Raw genomic sequence first — 14,147 nt, 5'->3', positions numbered from 1 at the left:
AGCGCGCAGGTGTGCTGCTTGTTGAGGCAGCATTTTATAGTTAGTTTCCCATCGTCAATTCCAGGCAAGGCAGCGCGTCAAATTAACGTGCCGTTCCCGTCATGATGGAATACAATTCCTGCGTGGCAGCCAGCTTGCCTGGCCAGGCCGGGTACGGCGTCACGCTTGACGACCACGGAAAGATGTTTGCCTATGACTCTGCAGTTCCCCCTGCTGGATGTGCCCCTTGCGCCAGGCGCGCCATCCAGGCTGTCCAAGCCGTTCGGCTCCCTGTTTGCCCTGACCCTGTTCTGCCTGATGCCTGCGGCGCCCGCCCTGGCGGCCGCGTCTGCCAGCAGCAGCGTCATGCTCGAAGAGCTGACCAGCACGGAGTTGCGCAGCCGCATAGACCACGGCGCGACTACCGTGCTGGTGCCCATCGGCGGCGTGGAGCAGAGCGGGCCGTATATCGCGCTGGGCAAGCACAATGTGCGCGCCGGGCTGCTGGCGCGCCAGATCGCGCAAAAGCTGGGCAACACCATCGTCGCGCCCGTCGTTTCCTACGTGCCGGAAGGCGCGATTTCCCCGCCGGCCGGCCACATGCGCTTTGCCGGCACGATCTCGATACCGCCGGCCGCCTTCGAGGCGGTGCTGGAAGGGGCGGCGGCCAGTCTGCGCCAGCATGGTTTCCGCGACATCATTTTCCTTGGTGATCACGGCGGTTATCAGAAGAGCGAACAGAATGTGGCCAACAAGCTCAACCAGGCCTGGGGGAAAGCCGCCACGGCGAAAGACGCGCGCGCCCACGCCTTGCTCGACTACTATGACATCACGCAATCGCAATATATTGCCGAGCTGCAAAAGCGCGGCTACAGCAGCGCCGAGATCGGCCTGCACGGGGGCTTGGCGGATGCGGCGCTGATGCTGGCGGCGGACCCGTCGCTCGTGCGCAGCGAAGCCATGGCGCACGGACCGAAACCGGGCGTGGCCGACGGCGTGCGCGGCGACGCCACGCGGGCGACGGCCGAGTTGGGCCAGATCGGCGTCAAGCTGCAGGTGGACGCGTCGGTGGCCGCCATCCGGAAGTTGCTGCAACGTAACAAATAAAATTCTCCGCCGGAAGTGCTGAACTTCCGGTTTTTGCAACGAAAAGACGCGAAATCACATGAAAAAACCTCAACGACGCACCATCGTCACCTTGTCCGCCCTGGCTGCCGCACTGGCCGGCCTGGGCGTGGCCAGCCAGGTCACCGGCGCCAGCACACCGGCTCCCGCCGCCGTAGCGCCGGCTCCCGCCTATTCGCCGCTGCCGGGCATGCCGCCGCTGGTGGACCCGAAAAACGTGTACGGCAGCATCGGCAGCAGCAATATGAGCCCTGTCGTCAAGGATCACTTGCGCCGGGTCTATGTGCCCAATCTGCGCTCGAACGACGTCTACGTGATTGACCAGGACAGCCTGAAAGTGGTCGACAAGTTCAAGGTCGGCAGCGGCCCGCAGCACGTGGTGCCGTCGTGGGACTTGCGCACCCTGTGGGTGGCGAACAATGCCGAGCGCACGGACAAGGGCAGCCTGACGCCGGTCGACCCCTTGACGGGCAAGCCGGGCAAGGAAGTGCCCGTCGATGATCCCTACAATATGTACTTTACGCCGGACGGCAAGTCGGCCATCGTCGTGGCCGAAGCGCGCCACCGCCTCGATTTCCGCGATCCGAAGACCATGGCCGTGCAGTATTCGATCGATACGCCCCAGTGCGGCGGCATCAACCATGCGGATTTCTCGAATGACGGCCGCTACGCCATGTTCACCTGCGAGTTCGACGGCACCATCGCCAAGATCGACCTGGTGGGCCGCAAGGTCGACGGCTATCTGAAACTGCAGATGCCCGCCAAGCGCTTTGCCGAATCCGGCCCCGTGGGCGGCCCGGCAAATGAAATCTGCAGCGTCAAGAAGGGCATGCCGCAAGACATACGCATCTCGCCGGACGGCAAGAAGTTCTATATCGCCGACATGGACGCCGACGGCGTGCACATCGTCGATGGCGCCACCCTGAAGGAAATCGGCTTCATCCAGACGGGCGTGGGCGCGCATGGCCTATACCCGAGCCGCGACGGCAAAAAGCTGTACGTGGCCAACCGCGGCACGCACCGCATCCACGGCAAGCCGAAGGGCAAGGGCAGCGTCAGCGTGATCGATTTCGCCACGGAAAAAGTCGTGTCGCAGTGGCCGATTCCCGGCGGCGGCAGCCCCGACATGGGCAATGTGAGCGCCGACGGCAAGTATCTGTGGCTGTCCGGCCGTTTCGACGACGTGGTCTACCGCATCGACACGAACAGTGGCGACGTGTCGAAGGTGAAAGTCGGGCAGGAGCCGCACGGCCTGACCGTGTGGCCGCAGCCGGGCCGCTATTCGCTGGGCCATACGGGCAACCTGCGCTAGGCAGGGCAGGCGCATGGCCATCATCGCGGAGCAACTGTGCCGGAGCGCTGGTTATGCTTGCCTAAAAGGCAATGTTGGCGCATACTGCGCTTCCTTTCCCACTACCTGCACGGAGCGCCATCATGATTCTTGATCACATCGGTTTGACTGTCAGCGATGCACAGGCCAGCAAGGCTTTCTTTTCCGCCGCCCTGGCGCCCCTGGGCGTGTCGGTGGTGATGGAAGCGCAGGGCTGGATCGGCATGGGCAAGGATGGCAAGCCCGATTTCTGGTTCGGCGCGGGCGCCGCGCCGCATGCGGGCATGCATCTCGCCTTCGCGGCGGACAACCGCGCCCAGGTCGATGCGTTTTACCAGGCCGCGCTGGCGGCGGGCGGCAAGGATAACGGCGCGCCCGGCATCCGCGCCATCTATCACCCGAATTACTACGGCGCCTTCGTGCTGGGGCCGGACGGCCACAATGTCGAAGCCGTCTGCCATGCCGCCGAGGATTGACATCAAGCATTTTCTGAAAAGCAGCGCATGAAGCCTGGCGCCACCCTGTTTGCCGACGCTGCCGGCCGCTACGCCTACGTGAGCGACGGCTTTTCCTGGCCCGCGTTTTTCTTCGGCCCCCTGTGGGCCGTGGCCAAGCGCCGCTGGTGGCTGCTGCTGCCCATGCTGGCCATGGAGCTGTGCCTGTGGTTCGGCAGCCAGTACGCGACGGGCCTGCGCATCGGCCCGCTGATGCTGCTGATGATGAGCGCGGAGCTCAGCTATCTGCTGGCGCGGGGCTGGTATGGCAACCGCTGGCTGGAGGCATCGCTGCGCAGTCATGGCTATGCGCCCGTCATACCGTGCATGGATGCCGCCTGACACAGATTTCCTGTCCTGATACTGACGCTCGGCAAGGCCGCGGCGTCCAGCCAAAACTTTTCGCATTGCCTGCCGCACCTTTGATCCAGATCATCCCTCACCTGCGGTGCTCACGTAGCCTTGGGACTCGCGTTGCAAAGCATCTTCCCACCGATCGGATATGTTTTTTCGCGTTTCGTGGCGTAGCCCGGACGTCTGCCTGACGGTTCGACTGCCGGTGGCGCCGCCATCTGTCCACCCAACCGCTATTTAATGAGGAAACTCCATGTATCCATATTCCCGTAGTGTTACCCCAGCCGCTAAAAACCACCTGGAAGCGCAACTGGCGTTCTTCAATGGTCTGTCGAAGTCGCTGTTCCATTCGGCACAGCAATTTAACGATCTGAACATGCAATTGGCACAAGGCTTGCTGGAGGAAAGCACGATTACCAGCCAGAACCTGCTGACGGTCGAACGCGTGGAAGACGTGTTCCAGGTCGCCGCCGCCTCGGGCCAGCCGGCAGCCGAGCAACTGCGCAAGTATCAGCAACAGGTGTCGCGCCTGGCCGCCGATACCCAGGTGGAGCTGGCCAACGTCGCCGAGCAGCATGTGAATGAAACGAGCCGTACGGCCAAGGCCCTGGCCGAGGAAGTGGCCCGCACGGCATCGGAAGAAACGGAGAAGAACGTGCGCAAGCAGCAAGAAGCCATGCAGCGCATCGCCGAACCGTTCCAGGCCTATCACCAGAACGGCGCCAACCGCGAGCAGCAGCGCAGCGCGCAAAGCCGTGACGGCCAAAGCCTGCAAAGCGCCAGCCATCAGGGCAGCCAGCAATCGGCCGGCAGCGAAAGCTCGGCCAGCGGCAGCGCCTCGCAAGCGGGCGCTGCACAAAGCAAAAGCAGCAGCGCCAGCCGTAAAGAGTAAGCACGAGGCTGCTTGCGGCTGAGCCGTCAACCGGAGGCCGAGCTCCGGGCGGCGGTCAGGCGCCGTCAGGCAGCGTCATGCCTGCATACTGCTGCTCCGTTTACACAGAGCGCCCGCCCTTCACGGGGCGGGCGTTTTGTCGTAGGCGCGCTGCTCAGGGGCCGGCGTGGCCGCGCCAGGCGCGCGCGACGGCAAGGGGGCCTTATCTTTTTGAACTGTTTTCGCGGGCAGGGCCGCGTCCTCGCTGCCGTTGTTGGCATCGATGAAGGCGCCCACGGCGTCCAGTGTGGGCGCCAGCCCGCGCAAGGGCGCGGCCAGCGTGGCGACCAGGGTGGCATGGCCCACGTGGTCGAAATACGTTTCCGTCACGGGCCGGTGCAGCGCGCGCAGGGCGGCGGCCAGGCCGCCCGTGTTGCGCGCTGGATTGACCAGCTTGTCCTTGCCGGGCTTTGGGGCGATCAGCAGGGCGGGCGGGGCCGCAGCCGTCACGTGGCGTATCGGCTGCGAAGAGACGGGCGTGTCCGGGTAAAAGAACACGGGCCGGGCCGTGGGATTTTCGACCGGCAGGAAATCATAGGGACCTGCCAGGCCTATCCATCCGCGCAAATCCTGCGGGCGCATGCCGTGGCGGGCCAGCAGGCTGGCGTCGAGCGCCAGCATGGCCGCGTTGTAGGCGCCCGCGCTATGGCCCATGACGAACAAACGCGTGGGGTCGCCGCCATGGCGGCTCGCTTCCATCGCGGCCCAGGCCACGGCGCGGGCCGCATCCTGCAAAATCTCGGGATAGTGCACGTCCGGAAACAGCCGGTAATCGGCGATCACGGCCAGGTAGCCGCGCGCGGCCAGCGCGTGGCCGACGAAGGCATAGTCGGCCCGTTCGCCGGAAGTCCAGTTGCCGCCATAAAAGAACACCACGACGGGCACGGGTCCCGTGCGGGTTTTGGGGGCGTACACATCGAGTTTTTGCCGGGGCAGGGGGCCGTAGGCCAGGCCCCGCGTCACGTGCGAGGCGCTGCCGGACGAGAGGGCATTGATGGCGGTCAATGGCGAGCAGGCGATCAGGCCGGCGGCCAGGGGCAGCGCCGCCAGCAAGCCCAGCAAAGTGGTGCGCACGATCGTCATGCCGGCTCCTTGTCGTTGTGCAGTATGGTTGCAGTGTAGGCCAAGCGGGGCGCGGCGGGCAGCAGTTGTTGCAGTGGCATAGAAATTATTCAGAAACAATGTTGTCTTGCAGCAGCCATTTGCGGGCCGTGGCGATGACGGCGTCCGACAAGGTGCGCGTGAGGGGCGTCTGGATGTCCCAGGCATGCCAGGTCAGGGGCACGTCGAGCGCTTGCCCCGCCGCCACGTCGACCAGCCGGCCGGCGGCCAGCGCCGTTTCCGCCTGCAGCAGGGGCACCATGCCATAGGCATAGCCCGCTTCGATGAAGCGCACGAAGTCGCGCGCCGAACCGAGCACATGGTGCGGATAGCGGCCCGCGTAGCCGAGGCGGTGCTGCAGATAGCGCTCGTGCAGCGCATCCTTGCTGCCAAAGGTGATGGCGGGCGCCTGGCTGACGGCGTCCACCGTAAAACCATGGGGAAACCATTGCCGCGCGAATGCGGGCGAGGCCACGCACAGGTAGCGCATGCCGCCCAGCGGCGTGGCCGTCGTGCCCGCCACCAGGTCGTTGGCGCTGGTGACGCAGGCAAACACGCGCCCTTCGCGCAACTGGCTCAGGGTGTGGTCCTGGTCGTCGAGGCGGATGTCGAGCAGGCAGGACGGCGGCGACAGCAGCGGTCCCAGCGCTTCCGGTATCCACGTGGCGGCGCTGTCGGCGTTGACGGCGATGGCCAGTTCCGGCAACTGCGTGGTGGGACCGGGCTGGGCGTCGAGCGCCGCTTCGAGCAGCTTGACTTGCCGGTAGTGGGCGATCAGGCGCTGGCCCGCTTCCGTGGGCAGGGGCGGGTGGCTGCGGATGATCAATAAAGTGCCTTCCAGGTTTTCCAGGGTGCGGATGCGCTGCGACACGGCCGGCTGGCTGATGGCCAGCGCCTGCGCGGCCTTTTCAAAGCTGCCCAGGCCGATCACGGCGTCGAGTGCGGCCAATCCACGGTAATCGACGACGCGCATAAGTTTCTCTTATATATGGTTAGAATCATTCATTATACTTATATTTACTTTTTCTTTACACTGTTGAAATAGGGTAACAACTCCACTCTCCCGCGCGGTCCCCCAGGTTCCGCACCACCCTCCACCTACCTCTGATGACTTTGCCATTGCCGGCAGAGCGTGGGCGGCCGTGCGCGTGATGGAAAGCAATGGAAAGGAATCGATATGGACAGCGCAATTTTCTTGAAAGGCATGGGGCTCGGGGCGAGCCTGATCGTGGCCATCGGCACGCAAAACGCCTTCCTGCTCAAACAGGGCCTGAAGCGCCATTACGTGCTCACCTGCATCCTCGTCTGCCTGCTGTGCGATGCGATTTTGATCACGGCCGGCGTGGCAGGCATGGGCACCTTCATTGCCGACAACCCCAATTTCCTGCTGTGGGCCAAGGCCGGCGGCGCCACCTTCCTGATCGCCTACGGCTTGCGCGCCGCCAAGTCGGCCTGGCGCCCGACGGCCCTGACGGTGTCGGCCGCCAAGGCGCCGGAAGGCTATTGGGCCGTGATCGGCGCGGCGCTGGCGTTCAGCCTGCTGAACCCGCACGCCTTCCTCGACACGGTGATCCTGCTCGGCTCGATCGGCGGCCAGCATGAAGGCGTGGGACGCTTTTACTTCGCCGGCGGCGCCATCATGGCCTCGGCCCTGTGGTTCTTCCTGCTGGGCTTTGGCGCCCGCTACCTGGCGCCCGTGTTTGCCAAGCCCATGGCCTGGCGCGTGCTCGACGGCATTATCGCCCTCGTCATGTGGGCCATCGCCGCCTCGCTGTTCCTGTAATCAGCGGGTCAGGAAGTTCAATACGCGGCTGGCCAGCCTGCCGTACGGCGGCCGCAGCAGTGCCAAGGGGCTGTAGCGCGCCTGGTAGAACACGGGGCGCAGCTTGCTGAAAGTGTGAAAGCCTTCGACGCCGTGGTAGTGGCCCATGCCGGACTCGCCCACGCCGCCGAAGGGTAAATCGTGCTGGCCCACGTGGAACAGGGCGTCGTTGACGGATACGCCGCCCGACATCACCCGGTCAATGAGCGTTTGCACCGTGCGTGCGTCGTTGCTGAAGGGATAGATGGCCAGCGGACGCGGCCCCCCGTTGATGCTGGCGATCACCGTTTCCAGGTCGGCATAGCCGCGCAGGGGCAGGACGGGGCCGAAGATTTCCCGCGTCAGCAGCAGGCTGTCTTCGGGCGCGTCGAGCACGATATGCGGCGCGATCTTGCGCGTGGCGCGGTCGTATGCAGGCCCCGGCAGCAGCGAAATCACTTGCGCGCCCCGTTCCCGCGCCTCGTCGAGCGCCTGCAGCAGGCGCTCAAAGGCGGCCTCGTCGATGATGGACGTGTAGTCGGGCGTGTCGAGCCGCGGGTAGCGCGCGGGCATGATACGGCGCGCATGCTCGACGAAGGCGGCAATGCCGGCCTCGGGCAGCCAGGCGTGGTCGACGCTGGTGCAGATCTGTCCCGCGTTCAGGTATTTGACGAACAGGATGCGCTCGGCTGCCGTGCGCATGTCGAAATCGGCGCAGACGATGGCGGGCGCCTTGCCGCCCAGCTCCAGGGTGACGGGGCACAGGTTGCGCGCGGCGGCCGCCATGACGGCGCGGCCCGTCTGGCCGGACCCTGTAAACAGCAGATGGTCGAACGGCAGTTGTGAAAACGCCATGCCCACGCCGCCCGTCTCGTCAACAAACTGCAGCTTTTCCGGCGGGAAATAGGCGGGCATGGTTGCGATCAGCAGCCGGGCCAGGTGGCGCGAGTTTTCGCTCATCTTGACCATGGCGCGGTTGCCGGCGGCAAAGATGTAGGTCAAGGGCACGAGGCTCAGGTTGACGGGGAAATTCCACGGCACGATGACGCCCACCACGCCCAGCGGCTGGGGCAGCACGCGGTTGCGGGCGCCCGGAAAATTGCGCCAGTCCACACTGCGCCGCTGCGGCTGCATCCACTTTTTCAACTGGCCCAGCACGTGATCGATGCCGTCGATGGCGGGAAATATTTCTGCCAGCAAAGTTTCGTGGTGGGAACGGTTGCCATAGTCGGCGCTGATCGCCTCGCACAAGGCCAGCTTGTGGTCGCGGATGTAGCGCTGCAAGGCTTGCAGGTCGCGCTTGCGTTCGGCAAACGTGGGCACGGGCTGGGCCAGGCAGGCGGCGCGCTGGCGCGCCAGCGTGGCGTCGAGCGCGGCGTGCGCCGGGGGAGCGGTCATGTGCATGGGGTTCCTCGCGTGGGTGACGGTGCCGTTCCGGGCAGGGTACAGTAATCGGGCAATGATGCCTATTCTGCAGTATTTGTGGTCAAGCAACAATTGTCTGCCGTGCGCGCCGCCATGACCGGCGCGAATCGCCGTAGAATGCCTCATTTAGCGATACAACCAGCTTGCAGCCAGGAATTCCATGACCCCGACCACGCCAGACTCCCTGCACATCGTGTGCCCCCATTGCGACGCCGTCAACCGCCTGCCGGCCGCCCGGCTCACGGAGCAGCCCACCTGCGGCAAGTGCCAGAAGGAGCTGTTCACGGGCCAGCCCGTGGACCTGGCCAGCGCCCGCTTCCTCAAGCATATCGAGCGCAGCGACATTCCCGTGCTGGTGGATTTTTGGGCGCCCTGGTGCGGCCCGTGCCGCAGCATGGCGCCATTCTATGTGCAGGCCGCCAGGACCCTGGAGCCGGCGTTTCGCGTCGTCAAGGTCAATACGGAAGCATCGCCTGACCTGGGCAGCCGTTTTAACATCCGCAGCATTCCCACGCTGGCCCTGTTTTTGCGCGGCGTCGAAGTGGCGCGCCAGCCGGGCGCCGTCGATGCCAATGCCATCATCGCGTGGGCGCGGGACAAGGCGCGCTTCTGATCCGATAGGAAAACCTTCAAGGTTTTCCATTTGACATTTAATATGGTGCCATATTATATTGCGCCATATGATAAAACTCGAACAGAAATACACGGCCTTGCTCGGTGACGTGCAGCGCCGCGCGCCCGGCGCGGACGCGCCGGCATTCATCGGCCAGCTGCGCCTGTGCTTTGAAGTGCTGGGCCTGGCGTCCGCCATCGATGGCGATTGCGCCACGCGCCTGGGCCGGCATGGCTTATCGGAAGGCAAGTTTGTGCTGCTGGCCCTGCTGCGCGACGTGCCTGATGGACTCTCGCCGCACGAGCTGGCCGAGCGGGCGGGCGTCACGCGCGGCACCATCACGGGCTTGCTCGACGGCCTGGAGCGCGACGGTTTCCTGGCGCGCCACGCGGACCGGCTCGACCGGCGCAAGCTGCTGGTGCGCCTGAGCGCCAAGGGAGAGGCCGCCGCCGCCACCCTCGTCGACGAGCACGCGCAATGGATCGCCAGCCTGTTTGCCGATTTCACGCCGGAAGAAAAGCAGTTATTCAGTGCACTGCTGGAGAAAGCCTGGCGCAAGACGGACCGGGGTGCGCCATGAGCCGCGGCGTCGCCGATATCGCGCCCGCCCGCCTGGCCCTGCTGAACCAGGGGATGGTGGCCAGCGCCACTCTGACGGAAGGCCTGGCCATCGATTTCGCCCAACTGCTGGCCGCGGCCGTGCCCGCTATCGGCGGGGCCAGGCTGGCGCGGATGCAAGCGCAGGCCGCTACCGGCATCACCGGGCGCATGGTCTTGGCGGCGCAGTTGCTGCTGGAGGCCAACGTTGATCTGGCGCAATTGCAAGGCCATGTTTCCGACACGGTGCGGGGCTGGGTCTGCTTTGCCATCGCCGCCCAGCCTGGCTTGAGCCTGCCGCAGCAGCTGGCCGCCATGCGGCCGCTGGCCGACGACGGCCACTTCGGCGTGCGCGAATGGGCCTGGCTGGCGCTGCGTCCCCATCTGGCGGCGCGTCTGGACGAAGCGATTGCCTTGCTGGCGCCATGGACGGCGGACCCGTCGGAGCGCCTGCGCCGCTTTGCCTGCGAAGCGCTGCGCCCGCGCGGCGTGTGGTGCGCGCACATTGCCGAGTTGAAGGAAGAGCCGCAGCTGGCCTTGCCCCTGCTGCAGCCCTTGCGCGCCGATCCGGCCGTCTACGTGCAGGATGCCGTGGCCAACTGGCTCAACGATGCGGCCAAGAGCCAGCCGGACTGGGTGCGCAGCCTGTGCGCGCAATGGCTGCTGGAAAGCCCCGTTGCCGCGACCCAGCGCATCTGCAAGCGCGCCCAGCGTTCGCTTTCTTAATTGTCTGGAGGAAAACATGCATTACCTGTTAGAACTGTACAGCCCGAAACCGGCCTGGCTGGCCCTCGACGGCGCCGCGCGCCAGGCGTATTTCGCCACCGTGGGCGCCGGCATGGCGGCCTTGTCGGGCAGCGGCGCCGAAGCGCTGGCCATGGGCGCCGTCGACGGCGGCAAGCTGCATGCGGCTGCCCGGCAATTCTATGCCGTCTGGCGCTTCCCGGACGAGGCGGCGCTCGATGCCTTGCTGGCCGGCATCGCCGCCACGGGTTGGCATGATTATTTCGACACCGTCAATGCGGCCGGCCCGGCGGTGGATTTGCCTGCCCACCTGGCGCAGCTGGCGGGCGCCTAGCGTACGGCGTTTTCCCTGCCGCTGCGGTACAGTTGGCATTTTCATCCGACTATCGACGTTGATGCCAATCAAACCGCTCTCCATCCTCGTGCTTGCGCTGGCGCCCATGCTGGCGTCGGCTGTCCCTGCCACTCCGCAAGCCCTCGTCGCCGCCGCCCGCAAGCAGGTGGGCGTGACGGTGCAGTACGATCCGCGCTATGAACGGCTCGCCTATCCGGGCGGCGACGTGCCGCTCGAGCGTGGCGTGTGCACGGACGTGGTCGTGCGCGCCTACCGCCAGCTGGGGCAGGACTTGCAGGTGCTCGTGCACGAGGACATGCGCAAGGCGTGGCAGGTGTACCAGCAGCAGGGGCGCTGGCAGATGAAGGGGCCGGACCGCAATATCGACCACCGCCGCGTGCCGAACCTGGGCACCTACTTTGCCCGCCACGGCACCAGCTTGTCGCCAAGCAAGGAGGCGAAGGCCTACCGCGCGGGCGATATCGTCACCTGGCGCCTGCCGCGCAACCTGACCCACATCGGCGTCGTCAGCGACAGGCAGTCGTGGAGCGGCGTGCCGCTGATCATCCACAATATCGGCGAGGGCGCGCGCGAGGAAAACATTTTATTCAGCTATCCGATCACGGGGCACTATCGCTGGCAACCCCGCTGAGGGGCAGGGGCGCCATCTCTTGCAGGATCGCCAGCACCCTGGCCAGGGCCGTGTCGATATCGAGCTTGTCGATGGCGCCGTAGCCGAGGAACAGGCCTTCGTGGCGGGCGGGGCCATGGTAAAAGCCGGACAGGGCATACAGGCTGACGTCGGCCTGGCGCGCGCGGCGCAGCAATTCGGCGATATCGAGCGGCGCCTGCGCCAGCGCCGCCACGTGGAAGCCGGCGCTGGCCGGCACCAGGCGGAACCACGGCGCCAGCGGACCGTTGAACCAGTGCTGCAGCCGCTCGCGCCGCCCCGCATAGATGTCGTGGCAGCGGCGTATGTGGCGCAGCAAGTGGCCGTCGCCGATGAACTTGGCCAGCGCATGCTGGCCCAGGCTGGCCGTGTGGCAATCGCTCAGGTATTTCACCGTCTGCATGGCGGCCACGAGGGCTTGCGGCAGTACCACATAGCCCAGGCGCAGTTCCGGCAGCATGATCTTGGAAAAGCTGCCCACGTGGGCGACGACGCCGTAGCGGTCCATGCTTTGCAGGGAATCCTCGGGCCGGCCTTCGTAGCGGAAGGCGCTGTCGTAATCGTCCTCGATGATGATGGCGCCCAGCTGGTGGGCCCGTTCCAGCAAGGCATGGCGGCGCGCCATGCTCATCGGCATGCCGAGCGGAAATTGATGGGCGGGCGTGACATAGATCAAGCGCGTGCCGTCGGGAATTTGCGCGACGACCAGGCCATCCTCGTCCACGTCGACGCCCACCACGCGCGCGCCCTGGCTGGCGAACACGGCGCGCGCCACCGGATAGCCGGGTTCCTCCACGGCAACCGTGTCGCCCGGCTCCAGCAGGGCAAGCGCCAGCAGGTGCAGCGCCTGCTGCGCGCCGCTGGTGACGAGCACCTGTTCCTCGGAGCAATGGATGCCGCGGCTGAAGGCGGCATGGCCGGCGATCGCCGCGCGCAAGGCCGGCAAGCCCTCCACGGGGCCATAGCGGCCGCGCGCCTGCTCGCCCTGGCGCAGCGCGTGCAGCATGCAGGCGCGCCATTCATCCTGCGGGAAGTGCGCGGGCGTGGCGCGGCCCCCGATGAAGGCGTAGCGCGCCGGCGTTTCCTGGCTGGCGCGGCGCAAGGGCGTGGGCGTCGCTTCCCAGCGGGCGATGCGCTGCGCGCTGGCCAGCGGCGCGCTCGCATGGCGGCGCTGCGGCGAGGCGTGCGGCGTCTGCACGAAGCTGCCCACGCCAACTTTCCCTACCAGCAACTTTTCATAGCCGAGCTTGTCATACACGTCGGATACCGTCTTGCGCGACAGGCCCAGCTGGCTGGCCAGCAGGCGCGAAGGGGGCAATTGCTGGCCGTCCGTCAGGCGGCCCGAGCGGATCGCTGCGCTGAGCTGGCGGTACAGCTGGCCGCCCAGGTCGCGCGTGCCGTCGATCAGGATATGTAATTCCATGGAGTATCTGCTGGTGGTCTGCCGTTTTTCGGCGGGATTGGCCTGCCGCGCGCGTTATTCGCGCTTCTACAATGGCGCATCTCTACTTTATCAAGGAATGCATCATGACACAGCAACGACTCGATTTTACCCAGGCCTCGCCGGACGCCGTCAAGGCCATGTATGCGCTGGAAGCGGCGATCGCCAAACTGGGCGTGGAACACTCGCTGCTCGAGCTGATCCGCCTGCGCGCCTCGCAAATCAATGGCTGCGCTTTTTGCGTGGACATGCACACGAGCGACGCGCGCAAGGCAGGTGAAACGGAGCGCCGCCTGTACGCCGTCTCCGTCTGGCGCGAAACGCCGTTCTTCACGGCGCGCGAGCGGGCCGTGCTGGCCTGGACGGAAGCGCTGACCCTGCTGCCGCAAAGCCAGGCGCCCGACGATGTGTATGCGGCGCTGGCGCAGCAGTTGACGCCGGCCGAGATGGTCAACGTGACCCTGGCCATCGGCGCCATCAATACCTGGAACCGCCTGGCCGTGGGCTTTCGCAAGATGCCCGAGTAACTGTGTGTTCGTTCGCGAACAGACGCCTGGCGGCTGCCGGCGTAGTCTGGCAAGACACTGTCAGCGAGGGAACACGGCCATGGAAGTCCATATCAGCGAAACCATTGAAAAGACGCCGGAGCAGCAGGAAGACGCGCGCCGCGAATTCGTCGCCGAACTGTGGCGGCGCTTCGAAGCCTTGCAGGAATGGGCCATCACGCACTGGCCCGACCAGCAACATCCGCTCAGTTCGGCCGACTTCGTCGAGGCGCGCAAGGAGATATTGAGTTTGCGTGCGCCGGCCGGTTCCCTGAACCAGCCATCGCAGAACAATGCAGCGGAACCGGAGCAGGGCGGCGCGCAGTATGTCGATGTGACTCCCGCGCCATGGCCGTAGGTCGGATTCGCCGGCTGCCGGGGTCAGACCCGCCGGGTCTGCCACCGGTTTTTGCTGGCTTGGTATGCGTGACTTTATTTCGCTGCGGTTTCTGCGGAATTGCCTTGCGCAAACACCCAGCAAATCAAACTCACCAGCAATCCCGCCATCACGCCATACGCCAGGTTCAGGGCGCTGTCGAACAGCAGCGGCGCCACCAGGCCCGACAACAGCGCGAACAGCAGCATTTGGATGAAGGACTGCATCGACGAAGCCAGGCCGCTGTTGTTGGGGAAGTGGTTCAGGGCCATCAGGGTCATCGGCGG

Annotated in this window: 17 protein-coding genes and 1 pseudogene; 13 read left to right on the top strand and 5 right to left on the bottom strand. The window is 65.6% G+C overall.

Annotated elements, in window-relative coordinates:
- Positions 1-297: 297 nt before the first annotated feature.
- The 5 genes from AC07VI_RS26560 (at position 298) to AC07VI_RS26540 (ending at position 4,174) form a co-directional block, all read left to right on the top strand.
- Positions 298-1,086 carry a creatininase family protein gene (locus AC07VI_RS26560; RefSeq protein ID WP_086147650.1) on the top strand — a complete coding sequence of 263 codons (789 nt, stop codon included), beginning with the start codon at positions 298-300 and terminating at the stop codon, positions 1,084-1,086.
- A 58-nt stretch (positions 1,087-1,144) separates the two neighbouring features.
- Positions 1,145-2,416 carry a YncE family protein gene (locus tag AC07VI_RS26555; RefSeq protein ID WP_086147605.1) on the top strand — a complete coding sequence of 424 codons (1,272 nt, stop codon included), beginning with the start codon at positions 1,145-1,147 and terminating at the stop codon, positions 2,414-2,416.
- A gap of 122 nt (positions 2,417-2,538) precedes the next feature.
- A complete protein-coding gene (locus tag AC07VI_RS26550) occupies positions 2,539-2,910 on the top strand; it encodes a VOC family protein (protein ID WP_172404859.1) in 372 nt (123 codons plus the stop codon).
- 27 nt (positions 2,911-2,937) lie between these two features.
- Positions 2,938-3,270 carry a DUF2628 domain-containing protein gene (locus tag AC07VI_RS26545; RefSeq protein WP_086147604.1) on the top strand — a complete coding sequence of 111 codons (333 nt, stop codon included), beginning with the start codon at positions 2,938-2,940 and terminating at the stop codon, positions 3,268-3,270.
- A 265-nt stretch (positions 3,271-3,535) separates the two neighbouring features.
- Positions 3,536-4,174, top strand: coding sequence for a phasin family protein (locus AC07VI_RS26540; RefSeq protein ID WP_086147603.1), 639 nt, complete (start codon positions 3,536-3,538; stop codon positions 4,172-4,174).
- A gap of 120 nt (positions 4,175-4,294) precedes the next feature.
- Here the strand turns inward: AC07VI_RS26540 and AC07VI_RS26535 are convergent, their stop codons facing one another.
- Together AC07VI_RS26535 and AC07VI_RS26530 are read right to left on the bottom strand one after the other, a co-directional pair.
- On the bottom strand, positions 4,295-5,296 hold the full coding sequence (locus AC07VI_RS26535) for an alpha/beta hydrolase (RefSeq protein ID WP_099376012.1): 1,002 nt from the start codon (positions 5,294-5,296) through the stop codon (positions 4,295-4,297).
- 85 nt (positions 5,297-5,381) lie between these two features.
- Positions 5,382-6,287: a LysR family transcriptional regulator ArgP gene (locus AC07VI_RS26530; protein ID WP_076570060.1), complete on the bottom strand. Its 906-nt coding sequence runs from the start codon at positions 6,285-6,287 to the stop codon at positions 5,382-5,384.
- 204 nt (positions 6,288-6,491) lie between these two features.
- Here AC07VI_RS26530 and AC07VI_RS26525 point away from each other — a divergent pair, with 204 nt between their 5' ends.
- Positions 6,492-7,097, top strand: coding sequence for a LysE/ArgO family amino acid transporter (locus tag AC07VI_RS26525; RefSeq protein ID WP_070218259.1), 606 nt, complete (start codon positions 6,492-6,494; stop codon positions 7,095-7,097).
- Here the strand turns inward: AC07VI_RS26525 and AC07VI_RS26520 are convergent, their stop codons facing one another.
- On the bottom strand, positions 7,098-8,513 hold the full coding sequence (locus AC07VI_RS26520) for a coniferyl aldehyde dehydrogenase (RefSeq protein WP_226936475.1): 1,416 nt from the start codon (positions 8,511-8,513) through the stop codon (positions 7,098-7,100).
- Between the two features lie 187 nt (positions 8,514-8,700).
- Here AC07VI_RS26520 and trxC point away from each other — a divergent pair, with 187 nt between their 5' ends.
- The 5 genes from trxC (at position 8,701) to AC07VI_RS26495 (ending at position 11,480) form a co-directional block, all read left to right on the top strand.
- Positions 8,701-9,153: a thioredoxin TrxC gene (gene trxC, locus AC07VI_RS26515; RefSeq protein WP_086147600.1), complete on the top strand. Its 453-nt coding sequence runs from the start codon at positions 8,701-8,703 to the stop codon at positions 9,151-9,153.
- A 70-nt stretch (positions 9,154-9,223) separates the two neighbouring features.
- Entirely contained in the window at positions 9,224-9,733 is a 510-nt protein-coding gene (locus AC07VI_RS26510; protein WP_216356396.1) for a MarR family winged helix-turn-helix transcriptional regulator, read from the top strand.
- Positions 9,730-10,476, top strand: coding sequence for a DNA alkylation repair protein (locus AC07VI_RS26505; protein ID WP_086147598.1), 747 nt, complete (start codon positions 9,730-9,732; stop codon positions 10,474-10,476). Before AC07VI_RS26510 ends, AC07VI_RS26505 begins: the two co-directional genes overlap by 4 nt.
- Before the next feature lie 16 nt (positions 10,477-10,492).
- Positions 10,493-10,828 (top strand): DUF6616 family protein, encoded by a 336-nt coding sequence (locus AC07VI_RS26500; RefSeq protein WP_086147597.1) that lies wholly within the window; start codon positions 10,493-10,495, stop codon positions 10,826-10,828.
- A gap of 61 nt (positions 10,829-10,889) precedes the next feature.
- Complete coding sequence (locus tag AC07VI_RS26495; protein ID WP_099376015.1) at positions 10,890-11,480, top strand: DUF1287 domain-containing protein; 591 nt, start codon at positions 10,890-10,892, stop codon at positions 11,478-11,480.
- Here the strand turns inward: AC07VI_RS26495 and pdxR are convergent.
- Complete coding sequence (pdxR, locus tag AC07VI_RS26490) at positions 11,449-12,921, bottom strand: MocR-like pyridoxine biosynthesis transcription factor PdxR (RefSeq protein WP_086147595.1); 1,473 nt, start codon at positions 12,919-12,921, stop codon at positions 11,449-11,451. The two genes, AC07VI_RS26495 and pdxR, sit on opposite strands and share 32 nt — an antisense overlap.
- 104 nt (positions 12,922-13,025) lie before the next feature.
- On the opposite strand from pdxR, the gene AC07VI_RS26485 reads away from it, so the two are divergent.
- Entirely contained in the window at positions 13,026-13,466 is a 441-nt protein-coding gene (locus tag AC07VI_RS26485; protein WP_086147648.1) for a carboxymuconolactone decarboxylase family protein, read from the top strand.
- Positions 13,467-13,545: 79 nt separating this feature from the next.
- On the top strand, positions 13,546-13,842 hold the full coding sequence (locus tag AC07VI_RS26480; protein ID WP_086147594.1) for a hypothetical protein: 297 nt from the start codon (positions 13,546-13,548) through the stop codon (positions 13,840-13,842).
- Between the two features lie 74 nt (positions 13,843-13,916).
- Here the strand turns inward: AC07VI_RS26480 and AC07VI_RS26475 are convergent.
- Positions 13,917-14,147, bottom strand: a pseudogene (locus tag AC07VI_RS26475) (Bcr/CflA family drug resistance efflux transporter); the annotation flags it as partial.

This window comes from Janthinobacterium sp. GW821-FHT03A03 (assembly GCF_059421435.1).
The sequence above is the reverse complement of the archived record's forward strand: the minus strand, read 5'-3'. Positions and strand labels throughout refer to the sequence as shown.

What these genes read in the sequence shown, in the direction of transcription:
- AC07VI_RS26560 (WP_086147650.1), top strand. Translation starts at nt 298, where the DNA reads ATGCCTGCGGCGCCCGCCCTGGCGGCCGCGTCTGCCAGCAGCAGCGTC.
- AC07VI_RS26555 (WP_086147605.1), top strand. Translation starts at nt 1,145, where the DNA reads ATGAAAAAACCTCAACGACGCACCATCGTCACCTTGTCCGCCCTGGCT.
- AC07VI_RS26550 (WP_172404859.1), top strand. Translation starts at nt 2,539, where the DNA reads ATGATTCTTGATCACATCGGTTTGACTGTCAGCGATGCACAGGCCAGC.
- AC07VI_RS26545 (WP_086147604.1), top strand. Translation starts at nt 2,938, where the DNA reads ATGAAGCCTGGCGCCACCCTGTTTGCCGACGCTGCCGGCCGCTACGCC.
- AC07VI_RS26540 (WP_086147603.1), top strand. Translation starts at nt 3,536, where the DNA reads ATGTATCCATATTCCCGTAGTGTTACCCCAGCCGCTAAAAACCACCTG.
- AC07VI_RS26535 (WP_099376012.1), bottom strand. Translation starts at nt 5,296, where the DNA reads ATGACGATCGTGCGCACCACTTTGCTGGGCTTGCTGGCGGCGCTGCCC.
- AC07VI_RS26530 (WP_076570060.1), bottom strand. Translation starts at nt 6,287, where the DNA reads ATGCGCGTCGTCGATTACCGTGGATTGGCCGCACTCGACGCCGTGATC.
- AC07VI_RS26525 (WP_070218259.1), top strand. Translation starts at nt 6,492, where the DNA reads ATGGACAGCGCAATTTTCTTGAAAGGCATGGGGCTCGGGGCGAGCCTG.
- AC07VI_RS26520 (WP_226936475.1), bottom strand. Translation starts at nt 8,513, where the DNA reads ATGACCGCTCCCCCGGCGCACGCCGCGCTCGACGCCACGCTGGCGCGC.
- trxC (WP_086147600.1), top strand. Translation starts at nt 8,701, where the DNA reads ATGACCCCGACCACGCCAGACTCCCTGCACATCGTGTGCCCCCATTGC.
- AC07VI_RS26505 (WP_086147598.1), top strand. Translation starts at nt 9,730, where the DNA reads ATGAGCCGCGGCGTCGCCGATATCGCGCCCGCCCGCCTGGCCCTGCTG.
- AC07VI_RS26500 (WP_086147597.1), top strand. Translation starts at nt 10,493, where the DNA reads ATGCATTACCTGTTAGAACTGTACAGCCCGAAACCGGCCTGGCTGGCC.
- AC07VI_RS26495 (WP_099376015.1), top strand. Translation starts at nt 10,890, where the DNA reads ATGCCAATCAAACCGCTCTCCATCCTCGTGCTTGCGCTGGCGCCCATG.
- pdxR (WP_086147595.1), bottom strand. Translation starts at nt 12,921, where the DNA reads ATGGAATTACATATCCTGATCGACGGCACGCGCGACCTGGGCGGCCAG.
- AC07VI_RS26485 (WP_086147648.1), top strand. Translation starts at nt 13,026, where the DNA reads ATGACACAGCAACGACTCGATTTTACCCAGGCCTCGCCGGACGCCGTC.
- AC07VI_RS26480 (WP_086147594.1), top strand. Translation starts at nt 13,546, where the DNA reads ATGGAAGTCCATATCAGCGAAACCATTGAAAAGACGCCGGAGCAGCAG.